This window comes from Micromonospora arida, from assembly GCF_042873195.1.
In the GTDB taxonomy this organism is placed as follows: domain Bacteria; phylum Actinomycetota; class Actinomycetes; order Mycobacteriales; family Micromonosporaceae; genus Micromonospora; species Micromonospora arida.
Genome location: NZ_JBIALC010000005.1, coordinates 318,047 through 336,043, shown reverse-complemented (window position 1 = coordinate 336,043; position 17,997 = coordinate 318,047). Strand labels below are relative to the sequence as shown.

Annotated in this window: 13 protein-coding genes; 9 read left to right on the top strand and 4 right to left on the bottom strand. The window is 68.5% G+C overall.

Annotated features, from left to right (window positions below; translation table 11 throughout):
• Positions 1-19 precede the first annotated feature (19 nt).
• Positions 20-1,660 (top strand): phosphoglucomutase (alpha-D-glucose-1,6-bisphosphate-dependent), encoded by a 1,641-nt coding sequence (gene pgm / locus ACFYP0_RS18355; RefSeq protein WP_355500759.1) that lies wholly within the window; start codon positions 20-22, stop codon positions 1,658-1,660.
• Between the two features lie 112 nt (positions 1,661-1,772).
• Here the strand turns inward: pgm and ACFYP0_RS18350 are convergent, their stop codons facing one another.
• A complete protein-coding gene (locus ACFYP0_RS18350) occupies positions 1,773-2,684 on the bottom strand; it encodes an NAD(+)/NADH kinase (RefSeq protein WP_386996898.1) in 912 nt (303 codons plus the stop codon).
• Between the two features lie 99 nt (positions 2,685-2,783).
• Entirely contained in the window at positions 2,784-5,891 is a 3,108-nt protein-coding gene (locus ACFYP0_RS18345) for a M14 family metallopeptidase (protein ID WP_356980882.1), read from the bottom strand.
• Between the two features lie 417 nt (positions 5,892-6,308).
• Between ACFYP0_RS18345 and ACFYP0_RS18340 the strand changes: the two genes are divergently transcribed.
• The 4 genes from ACFYP0_RS18340 (at position 6,309) to ACFYP0_RS18325 (ending at position 10,070) form a co-directional block, all read left to right on the top strand.
• Positions 6,309-6,911, top strand: coding sequence for an acyltransferase (locus ACFYP0_RS18340; RefSeq protein ID WP_355501292.1), 603 nt, complete (start codon positions 6,309-6,311; stop codon positions 6,909-6,911).
• A gap of 117 nt (positions 6,912-7,028) precedes the next feature.
• Positions 7,029-7,976, top strand: a complete 948-nt coding sequence (locus ACFYP0_RS18335) for an NAD-dependent epimerase/dehydratase family protein (RefSeq protein WP_355501295.1) — start codon at positions 7,029-7,031, stop codon at positions 7,974-7,976.
• Entirely contained in the window at positions 7,976-9,490 is a 1,515-nt protein-coding gene (locus ACFYP0_RS18330) for a lipopolysaccharide biosynthesis protein (RefSeq protein ID WP_356980879.1), read from the top strand. The genes ACFYP0_RS18335 and ACFYP0_RS18330 overlap by 1 nt, the downstream gene beginning before the upstream one ends.
• 67 nt (positions 9,491-9,557) lie before the next feature.
• Entirely contained in the window at positions 9,558-10,070 is a 513-nt protein-coding gene (locus tag ACFYP0_RS18325; protein WP_355501297.1) for a DapH/DapD/GlmU-related protein, read from the top strand.
• Positions 10,071-10,080: 10 nt separating this feature from the next.
• On the opposite strand, the gene ACFYP0_RS18320 is transcribed toward ACFYP0_RS18325, so the two are convergent.
• Complete coding sequence (locus ACFYP0_RS18320; RefSeq protein WP_356980875.1) at positions 10,081-11,274, bottom strand: glycosyltransferase; 1,194 nt, start codon at positions 11,272-11,274, stop codon at positions 10,081-10,083.
• 237 nt (positions 11,275-11,511) lie between these two features.
• Between ACFYP0_RS18320 and ACFYP0_RS18315 the strand changes: the two genes are divergently transcribed.
• Positions 11,512-12,645 carry a glycosyltransferase family 4 protein gene (locus tag ACFYP0_RS18315; RefSeq protein ID WP_356980873.1) on the top strand — a complete coding sequence of 378 codons (1,134 nt, stop codon included), beginning with the start codon at positions 11,512-11,514 and terminating at the stop codon, positions 12,643-12,645.
• Positions 12,642-13,970 carry a glycosyltransferase gene (locus ACFYP0_RS18310; protein ID WP_355501304.1) on the top strand — a complete coding sequence of 443 codons (1,329 nt, stop codon included), beginning with the start codon at positions 12,642-12,644 and terminating at the stop codon, positions 13,968-13,970. The genes ACFYP0_RS18315 and ACFYP0_RS18310 overlap by 4 nt, the downstream gene beginning before the upstream one ends.
• Here the strand turns inward: ACFYP0_RS18310 and ACFYP0_RS18305 are convergent.
• Entirely contained in the window at positions 13,941-15,350 is a 1,410-nt protein-coding gene (locus tag ACFYP0_RS18305) for a hypothetical protein (RefSeq protein ID WP_355501306.1), read from the bottom strand. The two genes, ACFYP0_RS18310 and ACFYP0_RS18305, sit on opposite strands and share 30 nt — an antisense overlap.
• Positions 15,351-15,811: 461 nt before the next feature.
• Here ACFYP0_RS18305 and ACFYP0_RS18300 point away from each other — a divergent pair, with 461 nt between their 5' ends.
• Complete coding sequence (locus tag ACFYP0_RS18300) at positions 15,812-16,852, top strand: SDR family NAD(P)-dependent oxidoreductase (protein WP_355501308.1); 1,041 nt, start codon at positions 15,812-15,814, stop codon at positions 16,850-16,852.
• Entirely contained in the window at positions 16,846-17,973 is a 1,128-nt protein-coding gene (locus ACFYP0_RS18295) for a polysaccharide biosynthesis C-terminal domain-containing protein (RefSeq protein ID WP_355501311.1), read from the top strand. Before ACFYP0_RS18300 ends, ACFYP0_RS18295 begins: the two co-directional genes overlap by 7 nt.
• Positions 17,974-17,997 lie beyond the last annotated feature (24 nt).

Genomic DNA, 17,997 nt, shown 5'->3' with positions numbered 1-17,997 from the left:
CCCCGAGGAGGATCCCGCAGTGACCCACCCCCGTGCCGGCCAGCCCGCCGAGCCCGCCGACCTGGTCGACGTGCCGCGCCTGGTGACCGCCTACTACGCCGAGCATCCGGATCCCGCGGACCCGGCCCAGCAGGTCTCCTTCGGCACCTCCGGCCACCGCGGCTCCAGCCTGCGCAACGCGTTCAACTCCGACCACATCCTCGCGATCACCCAGGCGCTCTGTGACTACCGGCGCGAGCAGGGGCTGGACGGGCCGCTCTTCCTCGCCCGGGACACCCACGCGCTCTCCGCGCCGGCCGCGGTGGACGCCCTGGAGGTGCTCGCCGCCAACGGGGTCACCGTGCTGGTGGACAGCCGCGACGGCTACACCCCGACCCCGGCGCTGTCGCACGCGATCCTCACGCACAACCGCGGGCGGACCAGCGGGCTCGCCGACGGCATCGTGATCACCCCGTCGCACAACCCGCCCGACGACGGCGGTTTCAAGTACAACCCCACCAACGGTGGGCCGGCCGACACCGACGTGACCCGGTGGATCCAGGACCGGGCCAACGCCATCCTCGCCGCAGGGCTCAAGGAGGTCCGCCGGATCACCTACGCGCGGGCGCGGGCCGCCGACACCACCGGGGAGTACGACTTCCTCGCCAACTACGTCGACGACCTGCCGGCCGCGATCGACATCGACGCCATCCGCGACGCGGGGATCCGCATCGGCGCGGACCCGCTGGGCGGGGCGAGCGTGGCGTACTGGGGTGAGATCGCCGACCGGCACCGCCTGGACCTGACCGTAATCAACCCGACGGTCGACCCGACCTGGCGGTTCATGACCCTGGACGGCGACGGCAAGATCCGGATGGACTGCTCCTCGCCGAACGCGATGGCGTCGCTGATCGCCGCGCGGGCCGACTACCAGATCTCCACGGGCAACGACGCCGACGCCGACCGGCACGGCATCGTCACCCCGGACGCCGGGCTGATGAACCCCAACCACTACCTGGCGGTGGCGATCGGTCACCTCTTCCGTACCCGCACCGAGTGGGGGCCGGCCGCCGCGGTGGGCAAGACCCTGGTCTCCTCGTCGATGATCGACCGGGTCGCCGCCGACCTGGGTCGCCCGCTGCTGGAGGTGCCGGTCGGCTTCAAGTGGTTCGTACCCGGCCTGCTGGACGGCGCGGTCGGCTTCGGTGGCGAGGAGAGCGCCGGGGCGTCGTTCCTGCGGCGCGACGGCTCGACCTGGACCACCGACAAGGACGGCCTGCTGCTCTGCCTGCTCGCCGCCGAGATCCAGGCCACCACCGGCCGCAGCCCGAGCGAGCACTGGGCCGAGTTGGCCGAGCGTTTCGGCGCGCCCGCGTACGCCCGGATCGACGCCCCGGCCACCCGGGAGCAGAAGGCCGTGCTCGGCAAGCTCTCCCCGGAGCAGGTCACCGCCACCGAGCTGGCCGGTGAGCCGATCACCGCGACGCTGACCACCGCCCCCGGTAACGGCGCGGCGATCGGCGGCCTCAAGGTCAGCACCGAGTCCGGCTGGTTCGCCGCGAGGCCCTCCGGCACCGAGGACGTCTACAAGATCTACGCCGAGTCCTTCCAGGGCCCCGACCACCTCAAGAAGATCCAAGAGGAAGCCAAAGCCCTGGTAGACCAAGCCCTGACCCAGTAACCCGCCCCCGAACGCCCGCCTTGATCATGAGGTTGTTGCCCTCCGCCTCGGCGTGTCGCAGCAACAACCTCATGATCGACGGCGACAGGACGGGCGAGCGGGGTGGGTGTGGTCAGCAGGGTGGGGGGATTTCCTGTTGGGCTCGTCGGCGTAGTTCCTCGGGGAGCAGCTCACGGAGCTGCTCGGGGAGGAACGGCAGGTCGAGCAGGGTCATCTTCAACTGGTTGCGCTCCTGGTAGCGCAGCGGGTCGAAGCGGACCACCAGGCCGGCCTTGCGGCGGTACGTGATGTCCACGGCCCCCTCCGTCGCCGCGTCGCGGAACACCAGCCCGTCCATCTCCACCACGACCGGCGACGAGTCGGGTCGGAGCTCCAACCGGATGTTCTCGTCCGGCGAGAGCACCACCGACCGGGAGATGCCGGCCATCGGCGCTGACGGCGTGATCACCACCGAGTCGGCGGCGGGGGAGATCAGTGGGCCGCCCGCGGCGTAGCTGTAGGCCGTCGAGCCGATCGGGGTGCTGACCACAACGGCGTCACTGCGGTAGTAGCCGTACTGCTGGCCGTCGATGGCGAGGGTGACGCTGACGAAGCCGGAGCCGGGCTGGCGCACCAGCGCGATGTCGTTGAACGCCACGACGTCGTCACCGCACACGTCGCAGGCCAGGCAGGCGTGCGACTCGATGGTGAAGTCCTTCGACAGCAGCCGGCTCAACGCGTCGGGCAGCTCCGGCGGCTCGATCTCGACGAGAAACCCCAGATGACCCAGGTGTACGCCGAGCACCGGCTTCGGGTCGCGGATGGCGGAGCGCAGCGCACCCAACATGGTGCCGTCGCCGCCGATGCTGATCAAGGCGTCGGCGCGGGTCGCCACCTCGTCCGCCGGCACCGGCACGATGCAGGACGAGACGCGGTGCTGGTCCTCCTCGCGCACCATCAGCGTCTTGTGGTGACGCTTCGCCCACCGTTCGATGATGCCGACCACCTCGGTGACATCCCGGGTGGGGTGCAGCACAAGTCCCAGCCCCGACACCCGTACAGCTCACCACATCGGCGGCGACCGTACCCGCCGTACACCGAAGGTGCGCCGACGGTCCGCGGACCGTCGGCGCACCTCGCCGCGTCAGGGGCGGGGCTGCCCGGTGAGGTGGGTCAGCGAGCGGGCGACCAGGTCGTCGCGGTCCGCCGGAGGCAGACCCTCCAACCCGAAGCCCAGGTACACCGTGTCCCCGGTGACCACCACCGAGCCCTCCTCGAACGCCTGCTGGCTGCGCGACCAGTCGTTGGCGTTGCCAGCGGAGCCGGGCGGTGGGCCGGCCACCGTCCAGCCACCCAGGTCGGCCGACTCGAACGAGGTCTCCGCCACGGTCGACCCGTCGACCAGCACCCGGGCGTCGTCCAGGAAGACGCCGAGACCCTGGGTGCCCCAGTCCGAGGCGTACGTGATCGACACCTCGACCTGCTTACCGGCGTAGCCCGACAGGTCGACCACGAACTCCTTCCAACCGCCCGACGACCCGCTCGCCGCGTTCCAGCTGCCGGTGCTCCCGGTGGGGGAGCAGTCCGCGCCCTGGTAGTGCGCAAGGAACGGATGCAACTGCTCCACCCAACCCTCGACGCAGCTGTCCCCGGTGACCGTGCTGGTCTTGCCGTTGGCGTCCGGCAGGGTCGTCCAGTCGTCGCTACCCACCTCGTGCGCCTCGACGAACATGAAGTCCCAGTCCTGCTCGATCTCGTAGGAGGTGAAGAAGCGCAACTCTCCGCTGCTCGCCCCGGTGAGATCCACCGTGCGCGTGAGCCGCTTGTACGACTCGTCGGTCTGCCCGCTGTACAGGTACCACTCACCCGTACGCGGATCGAACGGCGCGCCGCCCGGTCGGGTCCAGCCCACCGGCGCGGAACTGGCGAACTGCGGGAACTCGTCCGGCGGCAGGAAGCTCGACGTGGTCAGGAACGACGCGGTGTGCGCCTGGTTCTCCGCCGAGCCGGAGGCGTTCAGCTGCCCGTCGAAGCCGGTGAACGCCGCGTCGGTCCCGACGACCGGGAACGGCTCCCCGTCCGGGCTGGTTCCGCCGTCGCTCACGTAGGTGTGCGCGCCCAGCCAGTACTGCTGGAAGTCGTTCAACAGCGGCAGACAGCTGGCGGCCTCGGCGTCGGTGCACTCCGGTGGCGCGTCCGGGTGATAGACGTACGACCCGTTGGCGCCCTGTGCGAACAACGCGTACTGGCCGCTGACCAGCAGTTTGCCGCCCTCGTTCAGGTAGTCCCGAACGGCCAGCTCGGTTTCCAGTGCCGCCCTGGCCGTCGTGCCGGCCACCTGACCGGGGGAGCGCATGATCACGTCGTCGCCGGTTTCCCAGACCACCGCCTGGTAGTGCGACAGCACGCCGAGCGGGTGCGGCGCCCTGCGGCCCATCGCGTCGAAGTCGTACACGTCGCTGCTGCGCCCGGCGGCGCTCAGCGATGCCGCGACCTCGTCGGCGTACTTCGCGGTGGTGCCGGTCTGCGCCGGGCTGAGGCCGGTGACATCCTCCGCGGCGAGGACCAGCACGTCCCCTCCGACGTCGGTGTGCACCCGATAGGTGAAGTGTTCGCTGGCGACCACCCCGGACCGGGGTTTGTTGCCGGTGAACCAGACCTCCACCCGGTCGCCCGGCTTCGTGCCGCCCACCCTGCCGCGAAGCTCCGCGTAGTAGTCGTCGTGCGTGCCGCCGTACCGCTCACCGCCGCGCCACTCCCGGACCTCGACGGTCTTCGGCCGCCCGCCGTTGACCGTGTAGTGCATCTTGACGTTCTTCAGCGCCCGCCGGGTGATCGCGGCGACCTGCTGGGTGCGCCCGTACGAGGTGTCGAAGGCGTCCACCACGAAGTCCGGGGTGCTCCGTCCGACGACCGAGACCGGCTCGTCCGGGTCCGCCGCCGACTTGGCCACGGCCAGCGCGAAGGGCAGGTTCTTGCCCACCTCCCCAGCGATCAACTCCTCGTCGTCGGGGAAGATGAAGCCGCTGACGCAGTCCTCCGGGCGCCACTCGTCGTCGGGGTCGACCGCCGAGGCGGCCTCACACGTGGACATCTCCGGGGTGAAGCCCAGCGTGCCGTACCGAACGGTGGCGTGGCTGTCGGTGTCACCGTTCGTGGTGTACAGCTCGGCGGAGATGTCCGGGTCGTAGCCGGGCACCGCCGGGTGCGCGTCGTCACCGGCCATCGCCTTGTAGATCTCGTCGTCCGGGGTGGGAGTGCTCACCTGCCAACCGAGGCCGTAGAGCAGCAGCTCGGCCGCCGAGTGGTAGTTGACGAAGAACTCGAACCCGACCCGCTTGAAGAGCCGGTCCAGCGCCTTGGTCTCCGGCTCCGAGTTGGGGCCCGGGCCCCGGTAGGTCTCGCTGTTCGGCTCCGGTGACGAACCCTCGTTGTCGTACCCCCACTTGTAGCTGAAGTTGCGGTTGAGGTCGACGCCGTCGCCGGAGCCGACCTGCCCGTCGCCGTTGTTGTCCCGCAGGTTCTTGCGCCACAGTCGGTTGCCGGGGGTGAACGTGAAGTCGTAGCCGTCCGGGTTGGCCACCGGCAGGAACCACAGCTCGGTCGTGTCCAGCAGTCGGGTGATCTCCCGGTCGGTGCCGTAGCTGTCCAGCACGTGATGCATCAGCCGGCGGGTCATCTCCGGCGTGATCCACTCGCGGGCGTGCTGCGCGCCGGCGTAGAGCACGGCGGGCCGCTTCCCGTCCGCGACGGTCCGCGCGTTCTTGGTGACCTTCACGGCGACGATCGGCTGCCCCTGCTGGCTGCGACCGATCGTCTCCACCTTGGTCAGCTTGGGATACCGGGCCGCGGTGGCGTTCAGCTCGTCTCGCAGGCCGCCCGGCTCACCATAGGGACGGAAACTCGTCCAGCCGGCCGCGGCCTGCTCCCGCAGCGCCTGCGACGCGTCCTTGCCTCGCACCTTCTTCACCGACAGCGGTACGCCCTTGTCGGTCAACCGCTTCGCCTGCCGTCGGCTGAGGACCGTCTCGACCGTCGTCCGGCCGGCCGAGTCCGTCTTCGCGTCGTGGCCGAGGTCGACCCCCGCCGCGCGCAGCTGCTCCCGCTGTTTCGCGTCGACAGTGCCGACGTACACCTCCAGGCCGTCGCGGACGCCCGGGTCGGACGGCGGCCGCGCGCTGGCCGGTGGGGTCAGTGCCAGTGCGCCGAGCAGGGTGACCACGCCGGCGATCGCCAGTCGTCTCGGTCTCATCGCGCCTCCTTGGGTGAAGGACCTGTAGGCGCGAGCCTTCGGTGCGGCGTTATCGATGTCAATAGTTCGATGGGCGCAAGGTCGCTGCCCGTGTCGACGCGGCTGCCACACGTGACGGCTGCGGGCGATGCGGGTTGTCCGCCGCAAGATGCCTGCGCGGTGACCGAAGTCTGCCGGTCGTCGGGAAACGCTCATTACCACATCAAACCGACAAATAGCCCGTACGCTCGCTCGTGTCCGAAGTGGTGTCGCCGCAATCAGGCGAGGGAAGGGTTCGATGCGTCAGATCCACAATGTGGTCCAGCGGGAAGCGGTCGTTACTGGGCGGTGTAGCGCCTGATGCGCGTGTCGTCGCACCGCCCCGCGCGTGTGGTCGTGGGGGTCGCCCGTCTTCTGGACCTGATCTGGGTCAGCGGCATGCGGGTTCGCAGGGCCGTCCGCGGCCTGGCGAGCGCCGGCCGCTTCGCCGCCCGGGGTGACAACTTCACCTTCGACCCGGACGGCATCTACACCTACGAGACGATCGAGGTCGGCCGCAACGTCGACCTCGGTCACCGTCCGGTCATCATGGCCGCTCGATCCCGGATCCGGATCGGCGACAACGTCATGTTCGGGCCCGAGGTCACCATCCGGGGCGGCAATCATCGGATCGACCGGGTCGGCGCCCCGATGATCTCCGTCGAGAAGGCTCCCTCGGACGCGGCTCTGGACCGGGGAGTGACGATCGGCGACGACGTGTGGGTGGGCACCCGTGCCGTCATCCTGCACGGAGTGACGATCGGTCGGGGTGCGGTGATCGGGGCAGGCGCTGTGGTGACGCGTCCGGTGCCGCCCTACGCGGTCGCCGCCGGCAACCCGGCGCGAGTGATCCGGCTGCGCTGGCCGGTGGAGACGATCATCTCGCACGAACAGCAGCTCTACCCGCCGGAACGCCGGCTGGCCCCGGGGGAGCTGGCGGCGTTGTCGGACCTTCCGGGGTCTGAAGCCCGGCCAGTCTCGTCCGCAGCTGCCGGTCGCTGATGTCGCTCAGCCGGCCCGTCAGCATCAACTCGTAGTCGCACAATGACGAAGCGTGACGGCCGCTGTCGAGAGTCGTTGGACCGGATGACCACTCAACGGGGCGTGAAGGCGGGACGAATGCGACTACTCATCACCGGCGGCGCGGGATTCATCGGCTCGAATCTGGCCCGCGCGGCGGTCCTGCGGCGCACCGTCTCCGACATCCGGATCCTCGACGATCTCGCAACGGGGCAGATGAGCAACCTCGATGGTCTCGACGTCGACACCACTCCGGGTTCGATGCTCGACGACGAGGCGCTGGACCGGGCGATGACCGGCCGGGACGCGGTGGTGCACCTGGCGGCGCTGCCCAGCGTGCCGCGTTCGCTACGTGATCCGATCGCGTCACACCACGCCAACGCCACCGGCACACTGCGGGTGCTGGAGGCCGCTCGCCGGCATGAAGTGAACCACGTCATCGTCGCTTCGTCCTCCTCGGTCTACGGCGCGAACCCGGTGCTGCCCAAGACCGAACTCGCCTGGACCCGCCCGCTCAGTCCGTACGCGGTGAGCAAACTGGCCACCGAGGCCTACGCACTTGCTTACCAGGCGTCCTTCGGCCTGCCTACGCTCGCGTTCCGTTTCTTCAACGTCTACGGCCCGGCCCAGCGGCACGATCACGGCTACGCGGCTGTCATCCCCCGCTTCGTCTACGCGGCACTGCGCGGTGAGCCCGTCGAACTCCACGGGGACGGTCGGCAGTCACGCGACTTCACCTATGTCGAGACTGTCTGCGCGGTACTGCTCGACGCGGTGGAGCGTTCGGTCTCCCATCCGCAGCCGGTCAATCTCGCATTTGGCGCCCGGGCGGAGCTGCACACCGTGGTGTCCGAACTGGAGCGCATCATCGGCCGCCCGATCACCCGGCGGCACGTGGCGCCGCGCCCTGGGGACGTCCGGCATTCCGAGGCCGACAACAGGGTGCTCCGCTCGCTCTTTCCCGACGTGGTGCCGACCCCTCGCATCGACGGTCTACGGGCCACCGTGGAGTGGTTCGAGGCGCATGTGTTGAAGCAGCAGGCCTGATGGTCGACCGGCCTCCGGCCGCCGGTGCGGCCCCGACCGTCCTGGTCGGCGGCACCACCGCTGAAACCCCTCCAGAGGTACCGGCCGCGACGGCGGGGCCGGAGTTACACGAGGGCGACACGTCGATGGCGCGGCGGTCGCGTGGTCGCGCGCTGGTCGCCGGCATCGCCTCTTCGCTCGCCGGCAAGGCTGTCGGCCTGGTCGCGCCACTGCTGATCACCCCGATAGCCTTCGGCTATCTCGGGGCCGAGCGGTACGGCATGTGGATGGCCATCACCTCACTGACCGCGATGGCGCTGTTCGCCGACTTCGGACTCGGAAACGGCCTACTCACCAGGCTCTCTCGGTTGTACGCCACCGGTGAACGGCGCGCGGCAGCCCGGGAAATCGCTAGTGCCTACGCCGTACTTGGTGCACTGGCGATGGCCCTGCTGCTGGTGTTGCTGGTCACTGTCCGGCTGGTTCCCTGGTCGGCGCTGCTGAACGTCGCGGACCCTGTGGTGGCTCGGGATGCCCGAGCTGTGGTGTTGCTCTGCTTCGGCGCATTCCTGGTCAACATTCCGTTGGCACTCATCCAGCGGGTGCAGTACGCCCACCAGCAGATTGCGCAGAGCAACCTCTGGCAGGCCGCTGGCAGTCTTGGTTCGGCGGGCCTGGTGGTGGCAGCTGTCGCCACGGACGCCAGTCCGGCTCTGGTGATCGCGGCCGCGGTGCTCGCCGTGCCCCTGATGAACCTGGCGAACTCGATCTGCTACTTCGGTTGGCAGCAACCCGCCTTCCGACCACGCGTCAAGGATGTGCGTGCGCCGGTAGCGCGTGGACTGCTCAGGCTGGGTTCCCGCTTCTTCGGGCTCTCCTTGTTGAGTTCCATCGCCCTCAACCTCGACGGCTTCCTGGTCGGTCGGGTGCTCGGTCTGCACGCGGCCGCCAACTACGCGGTGATATTGCGGATGTTCGCGGTACTGGCCCTGTTCGTGACCCTGGTCAACCTGCCGCTGTGGCCAGCCAACGGCGAGGCGCTCGCTCGGGGCGATGTGGGATGGGTCCGGCGCAACACCCGACGGATGGTCTACCTGTCTGCCGCGGCGGTGACTCTGCCCGCGCTGTGCCTCGTCCTGAGCGGCAACGACATTCTGCAGTTCTGGGTACGGTCGGACGACCTCGAACAGGTGCCGACACCGCTCTTCGCCGCGCTCGCCGTGTGGTCGATTCTCGTTGCCGTCGCGGCTCCGCTGTTCATGGTGCAGAACAGCATCGGACTGCTGGGGCCGCAGTTCGTCGGTTGGGCGGCCTGCCTGGTCGTCGCCGTGCCGCTGAAGATCCTCCTGGCGGGCCGGGGTGGCCTGTCGGGTGTCGCGCTCGCCTCGGCGCTGTCGTACGGGGTCACCGTACTTCCAGCCGCCGTCGTCGGGTATCGCAAGGCGTTGGCCAGCGTTCCAGCGAAAAGGTCGAATTCGATCGAGATGGAGCATGATGTTGAGTACAGTCCGCGGCATCGTCGCAGCCCTGCGTGATCGGCGAGCGGCGGCCCGTGATCCGGAAGAGTTCGCGCGTTCGATCGGGGTGAACATGCGCGGACGGGTGCGCTTCTACGGCGTCAACCGGAGCATGTTCGGCTCTGAGCCATGGCTGATCACCTTGGGCGACAATGTCTACATCACGGCCGGAGTGCAGTTCCTCACTCACGACGGCGGAACTCTCATTCTGCGCAGAGAGCATCCCGATCTTGAGTGGACCGCTCCGATCAGCGTCGGTGACGACGTCTACATAGGCGTCCGGTCCATCATCATGCCGGGTGTGCGGATCGGGAATCGGTGCATCATCGGGGCTGGCTCGGTCGTGACCCGTGACGTTCCGGACGGCAGCGTCGCCGCAGGCGTACCCGCCCGCGTTCTCCGAAGCACGGACGAGTACCTCGCCGCGATGAAGGCCAAGTCACTCGGCTGTGGCCACCTGCCGGCTCAGGAGAAGGCTGCCGTGATCCGCGAGATCTACGGCGTATCGGGCCCGCGCGACCACCGGACGGTGCCGGCGACACCGAGGGGCGGCAACGGGACGCGCAGACCGCCGGCTCCAGCCGAGCCGACGGTCTGATCGTGCTGTGTTACTCACCGCTCCGTCGTGGAGCGACGGCCGGTTGGCCGCCCGCGTGGTCCTGGCCGCTCCGGACAGTGGCGCGACCGGTCACGAACGCGCTGACCGTCGGTGCCCAGGCGCGATAGTCGAACGCTGAGGCCCGTTCACGGGCGGAGTGGCTCATCTGCCACCACTGTGCGTCATCCAGGGCGAGTGCCCGGCGGAGTCCCTCCCGGACGTCATCGGCGCCCGGCCCCGCCAGCACGATGCCTTCTCGGCCATCGCTGATGTACGTCGCCAGATCGCTGGTGTGGTTGAGTAGAACCGGGCAGCCGGCGGCCAGGCTCTCTGGAACCTTCGACGGAAAGCCCGCCTCCGCGTAGCCCCCAGGGGGCCGGATCAGCACCGAGAAGTGCGCCGCGCGCAGTTCGGCGAGAACCCGGTCGCGCGACACCCGGCCCAGAAAGACGAGTTGGTCGCCGAGGTCCGCCACCGCCTTGTCGTCCAGGTCGGACACGGCGGTGGCCTGCTCCTGGGTCATTCCGGCTATTGTCAGCCGCACCCGTCGACGATCCGTCTCCGGCAGCCGACGGATGCCCTCCAGCACGCCCGCGAGATGGTCCTTGGACCCCGCGGTGCCGGCGTACAGCAACCGCAGACCGCCCTGCAGTGACGACGGCGCCGGCTGGTCGTAGTCGGCGCAGTCGACCTGGGGCGGAACGACCAGGGTGGCGCGATTCGGCCGTGCGAAGCGTCGTTGCAGTGTCGTGGAGATCGCGATGACCCGATCCGCCAAGCGCGCAGCGAGAAACGAGTGCCACCGGTGCCGGATGAAGTAGGGCGTCAGTCGCCCGTGGCGAAACTGTGCCGGGTCGTGCCGTTCGAGCACGTCAACCGTCAACGGGCAGCGCAGCGTCAGCCGCAGCACGGTCCAGGTGCTCAGGTTCCACAACCCCAGTGGAATGCAGACCCCGGTGAGATCGCCGGTGGGTATCCCCGCTTGTCGCAGGGCCCTGAGCACGCGCAGGGGGCGGCTCTGTCGGTGCGCCCATCGACGGAATCGGCCGCCTCCGCCGGCAGCGGAGAGCGTGATCAGCCGCAGCTCGGGTGGCAGGGCGACCGATTCCGGCTGGCGGTCGTTCCCGGGCCAGTCATTGATGATCAGGGTTGACGCACCTGGAGGGGTGGCGGAGCGGGCCAACTGGAGCAGTCGGTTCGACATCGCGTCACCGTGCGGGAACCGATACGCCGCCAGCATGACGACTCGTGGAACGGGCTCCATCGGGGCAATGGTCGGCTGAGCTGCAGAGGTGAGGGTCTCGTAGCTTTTCATGCTTTCCATTCGTATAAAGCGTGTCTCAGGCTTTTAGCGACTAATGCCGGTGTTACTGTACGCACCGAGACGGTTACGGAGGTCGGGGCGCGCCGCCGATGGCCCCTGGTCGACGATGGAGTGTCAGTGAAACCAGCCAGGCGGATCGACCAGAGCCCGAACGCGCGGCCCGTGCGGGCACGGCCGATCGTTGTGCAGCATTCGGCCGGCACGCCTGGTGCCAACGGGCCACTGACCGCCGTGCGGCGGGTGCTTGACTCGGCGTTGAGTGAGCAGTACGAGTTCGTCCGCATGCATCAGGTCGGCGGCAACGGTGGCCTCAACGTGCCCCTGTTGCGTCAATGGACCCAACTCCTGCGCCGGGTACGTCCCGATCTGGTGCACGTGCGCGGCCTGCAGAACGAGGGACTTCACGGGGTGCTCGCCGCCCGGATGGCCGGCTGCCCACGGATCCTGGTCACCGTGCACGGCACCGTGCGGGACCTGAAACACGGCGGCCGCACGTGGCGTCGCGCGATGCTGGCCCACGGTGCTGAGCCGTCCACTCTGCGGATGGCCAGCCACTTCGCCACCGTGTGTGAATATGCAGCGGGCCGGAGTTTCCTGCGGGCGTACGAGGACAAGTTCGTCGGCGTGATTCCCAACGGGGTTCCACTACCCGCCCATGTGGATGCAGATGCGAGGAACAGCCGACGCGCCAACCTCGGCCTGGCCCACGACGACCTGGTCATGATCGCGGTAGCGCGGCTGAACTGGGATAAGGGATTCGGGGTCCTGGCGGACGCGCTGCGCCGACTGCCGCCTCAGACTGGCCCCCGGGTCCTGCTGGTCGCCGGCGACGGGCCGGACCGGGTCGGGATCACCCAGGCCCTGGCCGGCGTGCCCGGTACCGAGGTACGGCTGCTCGGCAATCGGCTCGACGTGCCGGACCTTCTCTCGGTCGCTGATGTTTTCGTCTTCCCCACCCTGCACGAGAACCTGTCCAACGCCTTGTTGGAGGCAATGGCGCACGCGCTGCCCGTCGTGGCCTCGGCCGTTGGTGGCAACGTCGAGGTGCTCCGTCAGGGCGGTGGTCACCTCGTCAGGGCCGGAGATCCGGAGGCGTTCGCCGGAGCCCTCGGGCCGTTGCTCTCCGACGCTGCCGAACGTCGACACGTGGGGGAGACGGGCCGCAAGGTGGTGCAGGACGCATACAGCCTGCCGGTCATGCTCAGGTCTCTCGATGGCGTCTATCGGCGCATCCTGGAAGGAGCCGTGTGACCGACGAGCCGCATCCCCACGTACTGCTGCTGGGTTTTACCGTTGCGGACGACCTCTTCCAGCACATCGTGGCCCGAGACGTCGTCCTGCCTACCCAGACTCACACGTTCGCCTGGGCCCTGGTCGAGAGCGTTCGCGCGGCAGGATGTCCGGTACGACTGCTCTCCGCGGCCCCCGCGTCGACCTTTCCACGGAATCGGCAGATCCGCTTCAGGTCAGGGCGGTTCGAGCAGGCCGGCGTGCAGGGAGAGTTGCTGGGCTTCGTCAATCTGCTCGGCCTGAAACACGTGACGCGGTTCCTGGCGGCCGTACGTGCAGGTTCGCGCGCGTTACGCCAGCACGGCGACGACGTCCTGCTCATCCACGGCGTCCACACGCCTTTCCTGTGGTTCGGTGCCCTGGTCGCATGGCGAGGCTCCGCACGGGTTGTACCCGTCCTGACCGATCCCCCCGGGGTGGTACTCCCCGATGACGGCCGGATCGTCCGGGCGCTGCGCCGGCTGGATCACTCGTTGGTCCGCATGGCGCTGCGTCGGTGTTCCGGCGTCGTGGTGCTCACCGCCGCGCTTGCCGAGGATTTCGCGCCTTCGCTTCCGCGTCTTGTCATGGAGGGAATCTGCAACCCGCCGGCTGCCCAGGCAGCACCGTCTGACCCCGCTGGTTCGCTCGACACGGACGGGCCGTTGGTGGCGAGTCGAGCGCCGGTAGCTGGCTTCCGGGACGTGGTGTATGCCGGCGGCCTCACTCGGGCCTACGGCGTCGACCGCCTGGTCGAGGCGTTCCGCGGCATGGACGATCCCGATCTGCGTCTGTTCCTGTTCGGTAGGGGAGAACTGGAGGAGTGGCTGCGGACGCAGGCGAAGGCAGACCCCCGTATAGCCCCACCCGAGCTGCTTGACCGCGGTGGGTTGGTGCGGCGCCTCGCTCGCGCCTCGGTTCTGGTGAATCCGAGGCCGGTGGATCAATCGTTCGTCCGGTACTCGTTTCCGTCGAAGCTCATCGAGTACCTGTCCACCGGCATTCCGGTTGTGACCACCAGGCTGCCCGGCATCCCGGCCGACTACGATCCGTATCTCTGCTTTGCTGAGTCCGACACGGCCAAGGGTCTGCGCGACGCCCTGCTCCGGGTGCTCGCCATGTCTCCTGCGGACAGGGGCGCTCTCGGCAGCGCCGGAGCCGCATTCGTACGACAGACGCGGGGGCCTGCGGCACAGGGCGAGCGGATTCGGTCCTTCCTGGTCGAACTGATGACCGCTACCCACCGTCATGGCCGCGTGTCGACGGGGAAGGGTGAGCTACCGCAGCACCCGCTCGGGCGGCGCTGAGCCCTTCACGCTCCGGGTGAGTGCGGTCCACAGGTAAAGGAACAGCAGAGTGGCGAGACCGATCACCGCCGGGCGCGACATGCCGAGTTGGTTGTTCGCGGGAATGTAGGCGACGAGCAGACACATCTGAACGAAGATCAAGGTCGGCAGGATGCCGCCCGCGAGGTTCACCTCGCGCCAGAGCCGGGCGAAGAACCAACCCAGGAAGGCCATGAAGAGCACGGTTCCCGGGAAGGTGAGATCTGAGGCCAACCAGGGATAGATCGTCGACCAGTACATGCCTGCGGGCCATCCCGTCCGGCCCTCGGTGCGGACCGGGTAGGCCGGGTACTGGTCGGCCTCGATGCCGAGGTACTGGCTGCCGTACGAGGTGATCGCCGGAGTGCTGCCCAGCCCGTGGGACCAAACGAACGGCGTTTCGAGGTTGTACGCGAGGCCGAGATAGCCATGGGTTGGGTAGATCACCAGCGCGGCGAGACCCGTCGCGACCTGTTCACCGGCAACCCGCTCAACTGTCGGATTGGCACGGACGCGGTCGTGGGTGCCGAACTGGTCGACCCGATCGGCCTGACTGCTCATCATGTAGGCGCAGAAGAGCGCGAACACGACTGCCGCCAGCACTGTCGCACGCCGCCGCTTCACCCTCTGTGCGGCGCGGTCGCGATTTCGCGACGAGGCGATGAGCAGCCCGGCAGCAATCATCAGGACGAAGTCCCCGAGGCCCTTGAGTGTGCCGATGTAGAGAAAGAAGAGACTGTAGACCCCGATGCCGGCCAGCCCGACCAGTCGCAGACCACCCGACAGCCGTCGCCAGTGGACGACCAGCAGTGGGACAAGCGCGGTGCCGAGAACGCCGAGCAGGGTCAGTACCTGGATGACCGGGTTCGTCCGTCCGTTATCCTCCTGCTGCTGGTAGACAGTGAATTTGTTGAGGTACGCACCTGCGGGGTCTTGCAGGCTGGCGATGATGCTGCCCGGGCCGGTCGCCCCGTATTCGAACAACAGGGCCAGGCCGAAGAGCACGTAGTAGATGCCGCCAGCCAGGACCAGCCGACGCGCCCGCAGCACGTCGGTGGATCGCGTCGTGCTGGCCCTCGGCCGAAAATCGCTGCGGAAGAGCTGGGCGACATAACCGACGGCAAAGGCGCCGGTAGCGCTCATCACGAACAGCCACAGCGTGCCGGGGTTTGGTACCTCCTGCGCCAATGCCCCGGCCCAGAAGAGGCCGAATGTCCCCAGCATCCAACCGCCAGCCAGCAGCAGTGGCAGCCAGGCTCGTAAGGAGCCACGGAACAGGGCCAGCGGATTGTGGTTTGGTCCTGGCAACGCCGACGGCGGCGCGAATCGCCGTTTGGTGAGGTCTGGTGTTGTCGTGCTCATCCAGCTGTGCTCCCGCGTCAGTGGTCCGCTCCGCCGGGTGCCTCCCGGTAGTGGTCGTTCCGCTCGTCGCCGCTGTGCGCCGCCAGGCTCGCCGTCCGTGGGCACACGCAAAGACCAACGACGTGTCGCCTCTGGGGTAGGCCAGGTCGCAAACGGGGGCGTACCGGATGGGGCGTCGCCAGTGCGTAAGGGTGTTATAGCAAGGGTCGGTCCGTTACTTCGGATGTTTCATGAATTGGACGTCAGTTGGGCCGCCAGTAAAGGGGCGGTCGTTTCTTCTTTGTCATACTTTACGACGACTTAGCGGAGACGCGCGTATCTGTTGAGCCGACATGTCGTTGTCCCCGGTGCTGCAACCGGCCGAGACGGCCCTTGCTCCGGACGGATGCGTGGGCGATGCCCCGGCTCCTTTGTCGAGTCGTCGGGTAGCGGACCGGCGAATCGACGACACGGGAGGACCAATGACTTTCGCGACCACCGGACGCCGCGTGCTCATCACCGGCGGTACGGGTTCCTTCGGCCAGACCATGGTTCGCCGGCTCCTCGCACGCGGCGTCGGCGAGGTGCGGGTGCTCAGCCGCGACGAGGCCAAGCAGGACGCGATGCGTCGGCTGCTGGGTGACGAGCGGGTCCGCTACTACGTCGGGGACATCCGGGACTACGACTCGGTGCTCAAGGCGAGCCGGGGTATCGACTACATCTTCCACGCGGCCGCTCTCAAGCAGGTGCCGTCGTGTGAGTTCTTCCCACTTGAGGCGGTACGGACGAACGTGCTGGGCAGCAGCAATGTCGTCGAGGCCGCCGAGCGTAACGGTGTCGGCTCGGTGGTGGTCCTCAGCACCGACAAGGCCGTCTACCCGGTGAACGCGATGGGCATGAGCAAGGCGATGATGGAGAAGGTCGCCCAGGCGCACGCCCGGAACAACCCGAACAGCGCCACCACGGTCTCCTGCGTGCGGTACGGCAATGTCATGTACTCGCGTGGCTCGGTGATCCCGCTCTTCATCGAGCAGATCAAGGCGGGCCGGGCGCCCACCGTGACCGACCCGGGAATGACCCGGTTCGTCATGTCGTTGGCCGACTCCGTCGAGCTGGTCGAGCATGCGTTCCAGCACGCCCGTACCGGTGACATCTTCATTCGTAAGGCGGCGGCCTGCACCGTCGGCGACCTGGCCGAGGCGGTGTGTCAGCTCTTCGACGTGCCCGCCAAGCTCGATGTGATCGGCGTACGGCACGGTGAGAAGCAGGCCGAGACGCTGGCTAGCCGGGAGGAACTCATCCAGGCCGAGGACTTCGGGGACTTTCTCCGGGTGCCGCTGGACGGTCGCGACCTCAACTACGCGCTCTACGTTTCCGAGGGAGAGTTCGGCGACGGGCTGACCGAAGACTTCAACTCGTCGAACGCGCCGCAGCTCGGCGTACCCGAGATTGTCGAGTTGCTCAAGACGCTGCCCGAGGTGCGGGCGGAGCTGGCCCTGCGGGACCCGGTGTTGGCGTGCTGAGGCTCGCCGTCACGGGTGGCGGCGGCTTTCTCGGCTGGCACGTCCGGGTGCTGCTGCGCGTGCTCGGCTGGCCGGAGCCGACAGTGCTCAGCCGCGCCGATCTGGCCGACCCCGGCGTGACCGCGGCGAAGATCGCCGGCCACGACCGTCTGCTGCATCTGGCCGGCGTCAACCGTGGAGAGCCGGCCGAGGTCGCCGCCGGCAACATCCAGCTCGCCACCCAGCTCGCCGACGGGCTCAAGCACTGCGCGGACCCGCCGGCGCGGGTGGTCTACGCCAACTCGGTGCAGTCCGGCAACGGCACACCGTACGGCGACGCCAAGGCCGCTGCCGCCCGGGTGCTGGCGGACACCGGCGTCGACCTCGACGACGTGTTGCTGCCGAACCTGTACGGCGAGCACGGTCGGCCTTACTACAACTCGGCGGTGGCGACCTTCTGCCGGCTGCTCGCCGAGGGTGGGCGGCCCGAGGTGCACGCCGATCGCGAGCTGAGCCTGGTGCACGTCACCGACGCCGCGGCGCGTCTCATCGGGGTGCCAGGCGGCGGATCGTGGGATCCGGCCATGCCGGCGCTGCGCATCGGCGTCCAGGCTCTCGCGGACCGACTCACCGGGATGGCCGCGACGTACCGGACCGGGGAGATCCCGTCCCTGCTGAGCCGGCACGACGTACGGCTGTTCAACACGTACCGGTCGCACTGCTTCCCGGCGCATTACCCGATCACACTGCCCCGGCGGGCCGATGCCCGTGGCGAACTGGTCGAGACGGTGAAGGCACACGGCGGGGCGGGGCAGACGTTCTGCTCCACCACCCGTCCGGGGATCACCCGGGGTGAACACTTCCACCTGGCGAAGGTGGAACGGTTCGTGGTGCTGCGCGGCTCGGCCGAGATCAGCCTGCGCCGGGTCGGCGACTCCGAGGTGCTGCGGTTCCCGGTGAGCGGTGCCGAGCCGGCCCTCATCGACATGCCCACGATGTGGGTGCACAAGCTGGTGAACACCGGCACGGACGAACTGGTGACGATGTTCTGGACCAACGAGCTCTTCGACCCGGACCGGCCGGACACCTGGGCCGAGACGGTGGAGGCGGCCGCGTCGGCGCCACTGACGGTCAGCGCGTGAGGTCGACCGCTCACGTGACAGCAG